Origin of the sequence: Rhizobium aethiopicum (genome assembly GCF_014197535.1) — a bacterium.
Classification (GTDB): domain Bacteria; phylum Pseudomonadota; class Alphaproteobacteria; order Rhizobiales; family Rhizobiaceae; genus Rhizobium; species Rhizobium aethiopicum_A.
The window spans coordinates 535526-549716 of the sequence record NZ_JACIFV010000001.1; the positions used below are offsets into that span (position 1 = coordinate 535526).

Here is a 14191-nt window from a genome sequence, read left to right on the forward strand (position 1 = left end):
AAAGGTTTTCATGTCCGATATTTTGAGGCACGTCCATCAGACGCTGACGGCTTTTGCTATGGCCGTCGGCCAAGATGCTTTTCCATGAAGGCTGAAGCGCTCTTCTGGCGGCAATGTACGGAGGCTGTCATGGCCGACGGATCAATCGACGCGCAGCGTCTGATGGAACTAGTGATCGCAACCTATCACAGCTATGAAACCGATTATGAGGCAATCGAGAGAAGCACGGAAACGCTTCTGAGGGAAAACCAGACGCTGAGAGGGAATCTATCGGCGCTCAGTCAAGCGTTCGACGGACAGAAAAAACTGTTCGAGATAGTCCTGAACAACCTGCCGCTCGGCCTCAGCGTTTTCGACGCCGGCCAGCGGCTGACGCTTTACAATATCCGCTTCCCTCAGCTCTTTGGCCTGACACCGGAAGATATCGCCGCGGGCGCGACGATTGCCGAACTCATCGGCAAAATGCGCGGCAACGAAAGCACTGCCTCCAAAACCGTCCGGCAGACAGCACGAACTTCCCTCGCCAAGACAGGAAGCAGCAGCATCCGCCGGCGCGAATGGCAGATGCATGATGGCCGCATCATTCAAAGCGTGGTGACCATCCTCTCCGACGGCAGCAGCATCGCCATTCATGCCGATATCACCGAGGATCGAAAGGCCGCCCAGCGCATCACCTATCTCGCCCATCACGATCCCCTGACCGGTCTTCCCAATAGGATGTATTTCCGCGAGCAGGTCGATGCGACGCTCGCCGAGCGCAAGCCGCACGAGCAGATCGCCCTCGTCCATCTCAATCTCGACCGGTTCAAATCGATCAACAACACGATCGGGGTGTCGGTCGGCGACAAGATCCTGCAGCAGGTCGCGGAGCGGATCCGAGCCTGGGCCGGGTCGGAAAACATGCTGGCGCGCCTTGGTTCGGACGAGTTCGCCATCCTGCAGACGGGCAAGCAGCAGCCTAGAAACGTGACGGCGCTGGCCGACCAGATCCGCCGCGCGCTTTCCGAGCCATTTCTGAACGGCGAGAAACAGGTGACGCTCAGCGTCTCCATGGGTATTGCGATCGCTCCCGAGAATGGCGGGGAACCCGATATCCTGCTGAAAAATGCCGGCGTGGCGCTGTCGCATGCCAAGGCGGACGGACGCAAACGCGAGCGCTTCTTCACCGGAGAAATGGAAGCACAGATGCAGTTGCGCCATGCGCTGGAGGTAGATCTACGAGTCGCGGTCGAGAATGAGGGATTCGAACTGCATTACCAGCCGCTCTACGATCTTGCCGAGCGGCGAACCTGCGGTTTCGAAGCATTGATCCGCTGGAACCATCCGGTGCGAGGCCGCGTGCCGCCGATGGATTTCATTCCGCTTGCCGAGGAGGTCGGCCTCGTCGTCGATATCGGCCGCTGGGTTTTGCGCCAGGCCTGCAGAGATGCTGCCCAATGGCCGGAGAGCATCAAGGTCGCGGTCAATGTTTCGGCGATCCAGTTCCGCAGCGGCAACCTGATGCAGGACGTCAGCGAAGCGCTTGCCGCCGCCGGGCTGTCGCCATCGCGGCTCGAACTGGAAATCACCGAGAGCGTGCTGATGGAGAACCTGAACGAGGTGCTGCCGATCCTGCATGCCCTGAGGGACCGCGGCATCCGCATCTCGATGGACGATTTCGGCACCGGATACTCCTCGCTGAGCTATCTCTCGAGCTTTCCCTTCGACAAGATCAAGATCGACAAATCCTTCGTCAACGACATCGTCGACAACAAGGAGGCACATGCGATCATGCGCGCGATCATCCTGCTCGGCGATGCGCTCGGCATGCGCGTCACAGTCGAAGGTGTCGAGACGGCCGCCCAGCTGACGCTGCTCGAATGCGAGGAATGCGACGAGATTCAGGGCTATCACATCAGTCCGCCGCGCCCGGTCCGTGACGTGCCCCATCTTCTCTCCCTGCCGCCGAAGAGCAGCGGCGCGACGGCTTTTCCGACGCTCGAGCGCTGACCTCCCTCGATTGCGACTCGCACGTTAAGCCGCTACAAACCGGCTTCGAGATCCCCGGGTTTCATAGCGGCGTCGCTTCCTGTGAAGCTCCCTTCGCTTTCGGCCGGCGCTCTTCGACGTTTTTCTTCCGACAAGAGGTGGCGCAATGTTCGAGGCCGAAGCCTTTTCCCCTCATGAAACGCTGGCAGCGGCGCTGATCGCACACGCGGCCGGAGGCGACGACGGCTCACACGATCTTGCCCATATCCTGCGCGTCTTCAGGAACGCCATGCGTATCCATGCGGGAGAAGACGGAGATGGGCGGATTCTTGCCGCCGCCGTGTTGCTGCACGACTGCGTTGCCGTCGAGAAGAACTCGCCCTTGCGGGCACAAGCATCGGCCTTGGCGGCGGAAAAGGCTTCGGTGATCCTTTCCGAACTCGGCTGGAGCGAAGCGGATATCGAATCCGCGGCCCACGCCATCACCGCTCATAGTTTTTCCGCGGGGGTGGCGCCACAGACGCTCGAGGCGAAGATCCTGCAGGATGCCGACCGGCTGGACGCGATCGGCATGGTCGGCGTCGCACGCTGCTTTTATATCGGCGGACGAATGGGATCGGGGCTCTACGATCCGTTCGACCCTGCGGGTGCGAACCGTGCGCTCGACGACAAGCGTTATGCCATTGACCACTTCCAGACGAAGCTGTTCAAACTGGCGGAGGGATTCCAGACCGAGACCGGCCGCCGGATTGCGGCCGCGCGCGACAAGGGCCTGCGCGATTTTCTCGCGGCCTTCATGGATGAAATCTAGGGGATCAGATCAGGAGAACGACATGCATATCAGCGACCTCTTCATCTATCCGCTCAAGAGCGCCCGCGGCATTGCCTTGCCTGCCGCCGAGATTGACGCCTGCGGGCTTGCCGGCGACCGGCGGGCGATGATCACCGACCCGCAGGGCCACTTCATCACTCAGCGCGAATTGCCTGATCTCGCGCGCATCGCGACACGACCGGAAGCAGGCGCCTTTCGGCTGCTGATGGAAGGAAAGTCCGAACTGTCTGTGCCGCCGCCTCGGCCTGAAGTCCGCATGGATGTGACCGTCTGGAAATCGACCGTCAGCGCCGCCGTCGCCGATCCCGACAGCAACCGGCAGCTTTCCGAATGGCTCGGCCGCGAGGTGCGACTGGTCTTCTTCGACGGGCAGGCACGGCGGACGGCGAATGCCGAATGGGCCGGCGATGGCACGCCGGTCACCTTTACCGACGGCTACCAGATCCTCGTGACGACGACGGGTTCGTTGAAGGCGCTGAATGCCGATCTCGACGCGCATGGCGAAGGCGCGGTCGGCATGGAACGTTTCCGTCCGAACATCGTCATCGATATCGACGAGGCCTGGCCGGAGGACCGCTGGGCGGCGATCGAAATATCAGGCATTCGTTTCGATCTCGTCAAGCCCTGTTCCCGCTGCATCATGACGACGCAGGACCAGCTGACCGGTTCGCGCGAGGGGCCGAACCCGATGCCGGCCATGGGCCGCATCCGCATGTCCGCCGACCGGCGTGTGCCAGGGCCGCTCTTCGGCTGGAATGTCACGCCGCGCGGCAGCGGACGGATCACGATCGGCGACGAGGTGAAGATCATCGAGGCGCGGCCGGAGGGCTGGGCGATCAAGGTTCGCACACGAGGGTAGGTCGAATTGCGGAAGGGCTGAGGGCGCTTTGTCCCTTATCCATCGCAAAGAGCGTGGGGAGGAGTTTCACCGTCTCTCACGCATGTCCGAGTGCGGCGTCGATAGCCGCCATGATCTCGGCCGACAGCGGTCCCTTTTCCAGCGCGCCGGCATTTTCCTCCACCTGGGCGACGGTGCGGAAGCCCGGAATGGGAAAGGTGCGCGGCGACCTCGCCAGGAGCCAGGCGAGCGCCCCCTGCGTCAACGTGCGACCGCCCGACGTCAGGAGATCGCGGACGGCATCGAGCATTGCTGCAAATTCCGGAGCCATGCGCCCGTCCTTGAAATAGACCATCCAGGGGAGTGCCGCGCCGCGGACATCCTTGGCGCCCACTGGCTTGTCGGCGGTGAACTTGCCGGTGAGCAGCCCCATGGCCAGCGGACCGCGATTGATGGAGATCAGGCCCTTCCCTTCGATCACCGCGATCATCTCCGGCACCGGATCGAAGACGTTCATCGTATGCTGGACCGAGACAAAGCCGGCGCGGCCGGCATGGCGGGCGGCGCGATCGGGATAATCGGTGCTCCAGCCGAAAGCGTCGATCTTGCCTTCGGCGCGCAGCGCCTCCAGCGTGTCGAAGACGGCATCCGACTGTTCCAGCGGAAAATCGTTGATGTGAAACTGCAGCAGATCGAGGCGGTCGCGCTTGAGACGGCGCAGCGATGTCTCGACCGAGCGGCGAATGAACGCCTCATCGGCGAAGGCGCCGATTGCCTGCTTCGTCTCCGGATCGGTCGCGAAGCCGAACTTGGTGGCGACGACGATGTCGTCACGATTGCCGATCGCTCGGCCGAGCACCTCCTCCGAATGGCCGGCGCCGTAGTTCGAGGCGGTGTCGAAGAAGCGGATGCCGAGGCCGATGGCGCGATCGATCGCTTCGACGGATTCATTGTCGTCGACTTCGCCCCAGCCAAGCGGCGTGTCACCAGCGTAGAAAGGGCCACCGATCGCCCAGCATCCCATGCCGAGGCGCGGGATTTCGCGACCGTTCCAGAGCGTGATCGTCGTCGGTGATGCGGTCTTGGTCAGCATGGGATCCTCCTTGATTGGCAGTCAAGAGATAGGTGCCGCCCATCGGCAGGTAAACCGCCAAATCCGGAGGATGTTTTGCAGCAGTAAAAAACCAGGTCAGGCAGGGACGCCGTTCGGATCGGAAAGCGTCCGCGAGGTTGGATCAAGCGCCCTGAGCGCCGCCCGCACGAAACCGTCACGAGCTGCCGCAGCCTCGATGCCGCGCGGCTCGTAAACATGGCGATGCAGGAAGAACCCGGTCAGACGGAACGCGGCTGCAAGGCTGTCGAAGTCCGCCGCGTGATTGGCTTCAACGCCGAGGAAGGGCGGCAGGATCAGCATCTTGTCGGCCCAGGGCGCGCCGGCGCTGCGGCTGACCGCGCGGCCGGATTTCGGCGAGACATAGGCGAGATCGGACCGGGCGCCCGTCGCCGCGCATTCGGCAAGATCGAGACCGAAACCGAGATCATTCAGCACCGCCAACTCGAAACGTACGAAAAGCTCACCGGCATCGGCCGGGTTATACAGGTGATCGAGGATCACCTGCAGAGCGTCGAAGAGGTGGGGATGCGGGTCTCGTTCGGGCAGCAGCCGCAGCAGAGCGCCCATCGCCTGGACGCCGTAGACGGCGGTGGCCGTTTCCATCAGACGGGCGGCGCGCAGCGTCACAGGCTCGACGCGGAATTCGCCGAGATGTTCGTCGAGCCGGGCGCGCCAGACGACCTCGACGGCATTGCCCGGCTGCAGCACCGGCTGCATGGCGCGCGAACGGCCGGAACGCACCAGGCCGAGGTGACGACCGCGACCACGCGTCATTACTTCGGCGATGACGCTCGTCTCGCCGTGGCGTTTGACGCCCAGAATGATTGCCTGGTCCTGCCACTGCATAAGAAGTTCCTGCGACCGATTATCTTATCGTAGCGCATAAGTCGGGAAACCGGAATCGATTTCCCGAAGGATTGCCCGCAGTTTCAAAGTGATAACATCAGGCGCTCTCAAGCAGATCCCGCCTCCGTCACGGACTATGTTAGGCCGCAGCCGGCAGAAGCCTCTGCAGGAATTCGCGCATCGCCTTTTCGTCGAACGGCTTCACCAGCAGCGGTATATGCTGAAGGTCGCACGGGAAGTCCCGTATATCGGAATAACCGCTGACGAAACCGAAGGGAATGCCGGCATCGAGAAGATGGCGTGCAAATCCGAAACTCATGCCCTCACCGAGGTTGACGTCGAGAAGGGCGAAATCGTATTTCTCCGCAGCGATGGCGGCTCTTGCCTGATCGAGACTGCCGACAATATCGATGCTGTCGACACCGGCCAGGCGCAGAATATCCTCGGCCTCCATCGCGATGATCAGACTGTCCTCGAGAACCAAAACACGGAGTGCATTCATGATTCCGTGCCCCTCGTCGGGCGCTTGTCGCAGCGCCCCGGCCTTTTCGCCAACATCATTGCCCTCCGGTGCCCCGCATGGCACGCTATCGGTGAATTCCGCCACCAGTTCTGAATAAACCATTTTTCTGCCCGGTCGATAAGAATCAAAATCGGAGGAAAGATGACGACCGACCTTATTTTCCCAACAGCTAAACTGCATTTAAAAAAGACATAGGGCGTTCGGCTAAATGAAGGGACGCTTGCCCTCTCCCAGCCCCTCCCAGCCGGCCATCATCATTAACTCCTCACCGTTTTGGACTTCGCAGCCGCGTTCCTGCCAGCGGATCAGACCGCGTTCTCCAAGCTTTCTCAGCGTCTTGTTGGTGTGAACGATGGAAAGACCGAGAGTGTCGGCGATGTGCTGTTGAGTGATGGGGATGAATTTGCGGCCGTTGAAGAGATCGAGCTTCCTGCCGCGCTCATACAGGAAAGCGATCAGATAGGCCGCTCTTTCCAATGCCGTGCGGCGGCCGATGGAGAGGAGATGCTCATCCAATATTCGTTCTTCGCGCGCGGCAATCCAGGTAATGTCGAAGGCGAGCGAAGGATGTTTGTTGTAGAGCGTCATCAACCGATCTCGCTCGAAGACACAAAGGGAAACGGGTGAAAGCGCTTCAATGGAATGCTGCATTTCGCCGGCGATCGTTCCCTGCAGACCGATCAGGTCACCAGGCATGATGTAATTCAGAATCTGGCGGCGCCCGTCCTCCAGCATCTTGTAGCGAAAGCCCCAACCGGACAGCACGGTGAAAAGATGGGCGCTGTGGGCGCCCTCGACAAGGATGGTGGAGCCGGCATCGACGGCAAGCTCGCCGCGCTTGAAGCGTGAAACGAATTCCAGCTCGTCGCGGCTGAACTCCCTGAAATGCGGCAGAGGCCGCAAAGGACATAGCTCGCACGGGGTCTTGAAAGAATAGATGCGTTTCGACGTTGCCATGCCTGCCCTGCGGTCGCGGATACGACGACCCGTCTGGCGCGTCGCCGACCGATGAATGCGCGAAGCTTAGATTCGTTCCGCAACGAGACGGATTTTTTCCTAAGAAACAAGGGGCTGGAGGCTGCCCGATGAAATCGTTGCCATCCCTATTTAGGGAAGTCGAGGCCCATTTCGCGGAAGCGCTCGGGATCATCGCCCCAGTTCTCGCGGACCTTGACGAAAAGGAAAAGATGAACCGGCTGCTCCAAAATCTCCGCCAGTTCCTTGCGGGATGCAGTGGAGATCGCTTTGATGGTTTCGCCACCTTTGCCGAGGGCGATCTTCTTCTGGCTGTCACGCTCGACATAGATCACCTGCTCGATCCGTACCGAGCCGTCCTTGCGCTCCTCCCACTTTTCCGTTTCGACATGCGAGGAGTAGGGAAGCTCCTGGTGCAGGCGCAGGAACAGCTTTTCGCGGGTAATCTCGGCGGCGAGCTGACGCATGGGGAGATCGGAGATCTGGTCTTCCGGATAGTACCACGGCCCCGCCGGCAAGGTGGTGGCCAGATAATCCATGACGTCGTCGCAGCCGGAACCGGTTTCGGCCGAGATCATGAAAGTGCGTTCGAAAGCAATCTTCTCGTTGGCGCTCGCGGCCAGCGCCAGAAGATCCTCGCGGTTGACGCGGTCGATCTTGTTCAGCACCAGAATCTTCGGTTGCTGGACTTCCTTCAGGCCCTCGAGAATGGCTTCGGCGTCGCCGCGCAGACCGCGCTCGCTGTCGATCAGCAGCATGATCAGATCGGCATCCTTGGCGCCGCCCCAGGCAGAGGTTACCATGGCTCGGTCGAGCCGACGGCGCGGCTTGAAGATGCCGGGCGTATCCATGAAGACGATCTGGGCATTGTCATGAATGGCAATGCCGCGGACGATCGCGCGCGTCGTCTGCACCTTGTGACTGACGATCGACACCTTGGCGCCGACGAGGCGGTTCACCAGTGTCGATTTGCCGGCGTTGGTCGGCCCGATTAGCGCAACGAAACCCGAATGTGTCGGACCATTGGCTTCTACGGCAGCTTCGGCCGCGATATCTTCTTCTTGTGTCATTGTCCCGTCAGTTTCCGGCAGACGATTGCTGCCAAATGCCTTCACGCTCGAGCATCTTGGTCGCCGCAACCTGTTCGGCGGCACGCTTCGACCGCTCTACGCCGGTTTCCGGCTTTATGCCAGCAACTTCCACCGTCACCTTGAAGCGGGGATCATGATCCGGTCCGCTGCGTTCATCAACCCGATAGATCGGTGTGACGCCGAATTTCGCGTGTGACCATTCCTGCAGCTCGGTCTTGGCGTCGCGCTTGGCGCCGTCGGCCCTGACCGCCCTGCCCTGCCAATAGCGCAGGATGAACCGGCGGGCGACTTCGAGACCGCCATCGAGATAGATCGCGGCGATCAGGCTCTCGACGACATCGGCGCGAACATTCATCATGCGCTTGCCGGTCAATTTCTTCACATCGGCGCCGGTGCGGATATAAAGGTGGAGATTGAGTTCGTCGGCGACCGCGGCACAGGTTTCGGCGCTGACGAGCTGGTTGAGACGAACCGAGAGCTCGCCTTCCCCCGCCGTGCCGAAGGTGCGGAACAGAAGCTCGGCGATGCAGAGCCCGAGGACCCTGTCGCCGAGAAACTCCAGCCGTTCGTAATTGCCGCCCTTTTCCGTGCGGGCGCTGGCATGGGTCAGCGCCCGGTCCAGGCGTGCCTTTTCGGCGAAGTCATGGCCGATTAGGCTTTCGAGCTTTGCGCGGTCCGCCGCAGAAAGCGTCTGCGCCTTACTCATTCAACGACCTTGAAAAGGCGGTCCCAGCGCATGTTGGTCGGCCACTTCCAGATTTCGCGGAAAGACGTGTCGTTGCCGAGCGAGAAGAAGATGACGCTGGCGCGACCGACAAGATTTTCAGCCGGCACGAAGCCGACGTCGAAGCGGCTGTCGAGCGAGTTGTCGCGGTTGTCGCCCATCATGAAATAATGGCCTTCCGGCACGATGAATTCGCGGGTGTTGTCGCCGCGCGACACCGGCGACTGGTCGAGCGTGTCGTAGGTCTTGCCGTTATCCAGCGTTTCGCGGAATACCGGCACGTCCTCGCCCGGATCGAGCTTGTAATCCGAGGTGAAACTGCCATCCGCCACCTTAGGAACCGGCTTGCCGTTGACGTAGAGAACGCCGTCGGTGACTTGGATATGGTCGCCGGGCAGGCCGATGCAGCGCTTGATATAATCGACATCGGGATTCGGCGGGAAGCGGAAGACGACGATATCGCCGCGCTTCGGATCGGAGCCGAAGATGCGGCCGCTGAACAGATCAGGCGAGAAGGGCAGCGAATATTTCGAATAGCCGTAAGCGAACTTATTGACGAAGATATAATCGCCGACGAGCAGCGTCGGCATCATTGAGCCGGACGGAATGGTAAAGGGCTGGAACAGCACGGTTCGGATCACCATCGCCAAAATCAGCGCCTGAATGATGACCTTGATATTTTCCCAGAGGGCGTTCGGCTTGGTATCGACTTTTTCGGACACGCAGTCTCATTCCTTCAAGACGCCGTAAAGGCGCAATTCTTTCTGCCGTTCTCTCTAGCGGCTTCGGCCGGTTGCGGCAATGGCGACAACATGAAAAGCGACGAGAGGTCGCGTCGAAACGCTTCCGCGGTCGCGATCAAATGCTCCCGTGGTCGCGTTGAAACGCTTCCGAGGTCGCGGCCAAACGCTCCCGAGGTCCCGTTGAAACGCTCCCGGGGTCACGATCATGGGCTCTCGGGCAACGCCTCGATGATGACGAAGGCCTGCGCCAAGGGATAATCATCGGTTATTGTCAAATGAATGGCGGCCCGATGGCCCGCGGGCAGCATCGCTTCCAGGAGCACGGCGGCGGTACCGGTCAACTGCATGGTCGGCTTGCCGCTCGGCAGGTTGACGACGCCCATGTCCTTCCAGAAGACACCCTGGGCTATGCCGGTGCCGAGCGCCTTGGAACAGGCCTCCTTGGCGGCGAAACGCTTGGCATAGGATGCGGCGCGGTTTGCCCGGCGGTCGGAACGGGCGCGCTCGATCTCGGTGAAGCAGCGATTGGTGAAGCGCTCGCCGAAGCGCTCGATCGATTTCTCGACACGACGAATGTCGATCAGATCGCTGCCAATGCCGATGATCATGCCGGAACCTTCCGTCGCCTAAGAATTCTGCACCGGTTCATACGCTCGGCATGTCGCCGGCCGGACCCGCCAGGCGCAGGCGCGCCCGCTCTATTAGCCGCGTGCGGCGGCGGGCCTGAAAACCCCTGACGGTGTAGAACGTCAGCGCATAGAGCGCAACGGCGGTCACGATTCCCGGCGGAATGGCGCCGATCAGCATCGGCTCCAGCACCGGCCTCCACAATTCGGTGAAGTTCAGCTTGTGAAAGAGCGCGGCGAGATCCACCATCTGACCGGCCAGATGATCCTCACGGCTCAACAGCAGATGGCCGATCTCCCAGGTGATACCCCAGATGAAAGGATAGGTCAGCGGATTGCCGAATGCGGCGCAGCCGAGAGCCGCGGCCACCATATTGCCGGAGAGGAAATAGGTGATGACGAAAGCCATGACGAAATGCACGCCGATGAACGGCGTCCACGAGACAAAGACGCCGGCGGCAACGCCGGCCGCAACCGCATGCGGCGAAGCGCTCAGGCGCAGGATGCGCATTGTCAGGTAACGGATCGGGCGAAGGAAACCTTTTCGGGGCCATAGAAGCTCCCGCATCTTTTCCTTGAAACCCGCAGGCTTGCGACGGCGAAACAACATGGTCGCTATTTAGTGCAGTGCACCGGACCATGACAAGAGCGGCAAATGGTACCGCCCGAAACAGCCCCTTCATTTTTCTTGCAAAGGAGCATCTTCATGCCGAGGGGCGCTCGTTATACGTAACGTCCCTCACTCGACCAAGTATAAAGGTGGTATCAGCGATTGCGGAACAGACCGCGGTCGACCTGACGCTGACGAAACTCGAGATCGATACGATCAAGCGAGCCGTTCAAATATGCCATTTCACGTTCCTGAGCAGTCGGAGCGCGAAGGGCGCGAGCGATTTTCCTGATAGGGTCAAACATTACCTTGTCTCATCTTCTGTTTACGTTTTCGATGACCAGAAGATAGTCCTGCCAAAGGTTAATTACCACCGCTGCAACATGGACACAGCTATGCGCTCAACGCATTCCTCGCCCTATTGCTGTGCCGTCACGATTATAAACCGATCATAAAATGTGCATTTTTGTCGATCAGGTCCATGGCAGGCTTAACAAAAGCCTACTCATAGAGCCGCCGGACCGTGGCGATGCAATCCAGGTCCTTCATCTGGGCGAGCAATTGGTTGAGCTGGCGCAGATCCCACACCTCGACTTCCAGCATCATCTCGGTGAAATCGGCTGCCACGCGCACCGTATTCAGCATGCGAATATTGACGTCGAGCCCGGCTACAGTCTGGGCGACCTTGGCAAGCGTGCCGGGCTCATTCAACGCATTCACCATGATGCGCGCCATGAAACGCGACTTGTTGGCCTCGTCGAGATCCCAGCGCACGTCGATCCAGCGATCGGGCTGATCGTCGAAACGCTGCAGACTTGGCGACTGGATCGGATAGATGGTGATGCCCTTGCTCTGATCCATGATGCCGACGATGCGGTCGCCGGGCACGGCGCCGGTCGAGGCGAACTTGACGTCGACATTGCCGGACAGGCCGCGGATCGGGCCCACATCGACATCGGCATCGAGTTCCGATTGGCCGCCTTCGGCCCCGGCCTTGGCCTTGCCGGGAATCTTGAAGATCATGCCTGCGGCGCTGCGGACATTGAACCAGCCGTCATCGCCGGAGGGCTTGACGGTGACGCGCTCGTCCTGATGGTCGGGATAGACGGCGCGCAGCACGTCGAGCGATGACATCTCGCCGCGGCCGACGGCGGCGATCGCATCCTCGACATCCTTCTGGCCCAGACGGTGCAGCGCCGGCTTCATCGCCTCGCGCGAGAAAATCTTGCCGGCCCGATTGAATGTGCGCTCGAGGATGCGGTGGCCGAGGCCGGCATATTGCTTGCGGATCGCCATGCGGGTGGCGCGGCGGATGGCAGCGCGCGCCTTGCCGGTGACGACGATCTCCTCCCAGGCGGCCGGCGGAACCTGCACGCCGGAGCGGATGATCTCGACCTCGTCGCCATTCGCCAGCCGCGTCACCAGCGGCATGATGCGGCCGTTGATCTTGGCGCCCACCGTCGTGTCGCCGATATTGGTGTGCACCGCATAGGCGAAATCGATCGGGGTGGCGCCGCGCGGCAGCGCAATCAGCTTGCCCTTCGGCGTGAAGCAGAAGACCTGATCCTGGAAGAGTTCGAGCTTGGTGTGCTCGAGGAATTCCTCCGGGCTGTCACCTTCGGCGAGCGCCTCGATCGTATGGCGCAGCCAGGAATAGGCATTGGATTCGCGCGAAAGAATGTCGCCATCGGCATTGGTGGCGCCGTCCTTGTAGAGCGTGTGGGCGGCAATGCCGAATTCGGCGATTTCGTGCATGCGCTTGGTGCGGATCTGCAGCTCGATGCGCTGGCTGGAGGGGCCGACGATGGTGGTGTGGAGCGAACGGTAGTCGTTCTGCTTCGGCGTCGAGATATAATCCTTGAACCGGCCGGGCACGACGCGCCAGCGCGTATGGACGATGCCGAGCGCCCGATAACAGGAGGGGATGTCTTCGACGATCAGACGGAAGCCGTAGACATCGGAAAGCTGCTCGAAGGAGAGCGACTTCGACTGCATCTTGCGAAAGACCGAATAGGGCTTCTTCTGCCGGCCCTTGACATAAGCGCTCGTCAGGCCGCTTGCGACTAGGAGGTCGCGCAATTCGGCCTCGATCTTCTTGACGATGCCTTCGTTGCGCTTGGAGAGCTCTTCCAGTCTTTTCGTGACGGTCTCGTAGGCCTCCGGGTTCATGTGCCGGAAGGAAAGCTCCTCGAGTTCCTCGCGCATGTCCTGCATGCCCATGCGGCCGGCGAGCGGCGCATAGATTTCCATCGTCTCCTCGGAGATGCGGGCACGCTTGTCGGCCGACATGTGATCGAGGGTACGCATATTGTGCAGGCGGTCGGCGAGTTTGACGAGCAGCACCCGTACGTCATCTGATATGGCGAGCAGCAGCTTGCGCAGGTTCTCCGCCTGCTTGGCTTTCTTGGTGACGAGATCGAGCTTCTTGATCTTCGTCAGCCCCTCGACCAGGCGGCCGATATCCTCGCCGAACAGTTCGTCGATCTCGGCGCGCGTCGCCGTCGTATCCTCAATCGTATCGTGCAGAAGGGCGACCGCGATCGTCGATTCATCGAGATGCATATCGGTCAAGATGGCGGCGACCTCGAGCGGATGGGAAATATACGGGTCGCCGCTCGCGCGTTTCTGCTGGCCATGTTTCTGCATGGCGTAAACATAGGCCTTGTTCAGCAGTGCTTCATTGGCATCGGGCTTGTATTGCTGAACCCGCTCCACGAGCTCGTACTGCCGCATCATTCCAAAGCCACTCCGACAAAAATAAAAGCGCGCCAATCAACGATTGGCGCACACATGGGCAATAATATGCCTAAGCAATAAAGGCGCAAGATTGACGATTGGTAATCGTCGCTCTTTTCCGAATCAGATCCGGTCGAGACGCTTAATAATCGTCGCTCTTTTCCGGCGGCACGAGGCCTTCGATACCGGCAAGCAGCTCTTCTTCCGACATCTGATCGAAAGTGATCGTCTCCGGCAAGTCGTCCTGCTCCTCGCTGTCGGCGGCAGCAGCGCCGCCGGCGGCGATCATGCTGGCCGGATCGGGCTCGGGCTCGTCGACTTCGACATGCTTCTGCAGCGAATGGATCAGATCTTCCTTGAGATCATCGGGCGAAAGCGTCTCGTCGGCGATTTCGCGCAGCGCCACGACAGGATTCTTGTCGTTGTCGCGATCGATGGTGATCGAGGCACCCTGGGAAATCAGCCGGGCGCGGTGGCTGGCGAGCAGAACCAGCTCGAAGCGGTTCTCCACCTTGTCGATGCAATCTTCAACTGTGACACGGGCCATTGCCTGTCCTTTACGGTC

Annotated in this window: 15 protein-coding genes; 3 read left to right on the forward strand and 12 right to left on the reverse strand. The window is 60.6% G+C overall.

Features of this window, described 5'->3' with window-relative positions:
* Positions 1-84 precede the first annotated feature (84 nt).
* From GGD53_RS02735 to GGD53_RS02745, 3 genes are all read left to right on the forward strand, one after another.
* A complete protein-coding gene (locus tag GGD53_RS02735) occupies positions 85-1989 on the forward strand; it encodes a putative bifunctional diguanylate cyclase/phosphodiesterase (protein ID WP_184453325.1) in 1905 nt (634 codons plus the stop codon).
* 145 nt (positions 1990-2134) lie between these two features.
* Complete coding sequence (locus GGD53_RS02740; protein WP_184453327.1) at positions 2135-2779, forward strand: HD domain-containing protein; 645 nt, start codon at positions 2135-2137, stop codon at positions 2777-2779.
* Between the two features lie 22 nt (positions 2780-2801).
* The gene (locus GGD53_RS02745) at positions 2802-3659 is read left to right on the forward strand and encodes an MOSC domain-containing protein (protein WP_184453330.1); all 858 of its coding nucleotides are present in this window, start codon (positions 2802-2804) and stop codon (positions 3657-3659) included.
* Positions 3660-3735: 76 nt separating this feature from the next.
* Here GGD53_RS02745 and GGD53_RS02750 read toward each other — a convergent pair whose 3' ends face one another.
* The 12 genes from GGD53_RS02750 to rpoZ form a co-directional block, all read right to left on the reverse strand.
* Positions 3736-4731 (reverse strand): aldo/keto reductase, encoded by a 996-nt coding sequence (locus GGD53_RS02750; RefSeq protein WP_184453332.1) that lies wholly within the window; start codon positions 4729-4731, stop codon positions 3736-3738.
* Positions 4732-4827: 96 nt separating this feature from the next.
* Complete coding sequence (recO, locus tag GGD53_RS02755; protein WP_184453334.1) at positions 4828-5598, reverse strand: DNA repair protein RecO; 771 nt, start codon at positions 5596-5598, stop codon at positions 4828-4830.
* 139 nt (positions 5599-5737) lie between these two features.
* The gene (locus tag GGD53_RS02760; RefSeq protein WP_042118173.1) at positions 5738-6223 is read right to left on the reverse strand and encodes a response regulator; all 486 of its coding nucleotides are present in this window, start codon (positions 6221-6223) and stop codon (positions 5738-5740) included.
* A 102-nt stretch (positions 6224-6325) separates the two neighbouring features.
* The gene (locus GGD53_RS02765) at positions 6326-7078 is read right to left on the reverse strand and encodes a Crp/Fnr family transcriptional regulator (RefSeq protein ID WP_184453336.1); all 753 of its coding nucleotides are present in this window, start codon (positions 7076-7078) and stop codon (positions 6326-6328) included.
* 146 nt (positions 7079-7224) lie between these two features.
* On the reverse strand, positions 7225-8166 hold the full coding sequence (gene era / locus GGD53_RS02770; RefSeq protein WP_184453338.1) for a GTPase Era: 942 nt from the start codon (positions 8164-8166) through the stop codon (positions 7225-7227).
* A 7-nt stretch (positions 8167-8173) separates the two neighbouring features.
* The gene (rnc, locus tag GGD53_RS02775) at positions 8174-8893 is read right to left on the reverse strand and encodes a ribonuclease III (RefSeq protein WP_085777592.1); all 720 of its coding nucleotides are present in this window, start codon (positions 8891-8893) and stop codon (positions 8174-8176) included.
* Positions 8890-9633: a signal peptidase I gene (gene lepB, locus GGD53_RS02780; protein WP_064801523.1), complete on the reverse strand. Its 744-nt coding sequence runs from the start codon at positions 9631-9633 to the stop codon at positions 8890-8892. The genes rnc and lepB overlap by 4 nt, the downstream gene beginning before the upstream one ends.
* Before the next feature lie 224 nt (positions 9634-9857).
* A complete protein-coding gene (acpS, locus tag GGD53_RS02785; RefSeq protein WP_184453340.1) occupies positions 9858-10262 on the reverse strand; it encodes a holo-ACP synthase in 405 nt (134 codons plus the stop codon).
* Between the two features lie 37 nt (positions 10263-10299).
* Positions 10300-10890: a DUF2062 domain-containing protein gene (locus tag GGD53_RS02790; protein WP_184453342.1), complete on the reverse strand. Its 591-nt coding sequence runs from the start codon at positions 10888-10890 to the stop codon at positions 10300-10302.
* Positions 10891-11045: 155 nt separating this feature from the next.
* The gene (locus GGD53_RS02795) at positions 11046-11195 is read right to left on the reverse strand and encodes a DUF3563 family protein (protein WP_184453344.1); all 150 of its coding nucleotides are present in this window, start codon (positions 11193-11195) and stop codon (positions 11046-11048) included.
* Between the two features lie 196 nt (positions 11196-11391).
* Entirely contained in the window at positions 11392-13626 is a 2235-nt protein-coding gene (locus GGD53_RS02800) for a RelA/SpoT family protein (RefSeq protein ID WP_184453345.1), read from the reverse strand.
* 142 nt (positions 13627-13768) lie between these two features.
* Positions 13769-14173: a DNA-directed RNA polymerase subunit omega gene (gene rpoZ / locus GGD53_RS02805; RefSeq protein ID WP_011424719.1), complete on the reverse strand. Its 405-nt coding sequence runs from the start codon at positions 14171-14173 to the stop codon at positions 13769-13771.
* Positions 14174-14191: the final 18 nt, after the last annotated feature.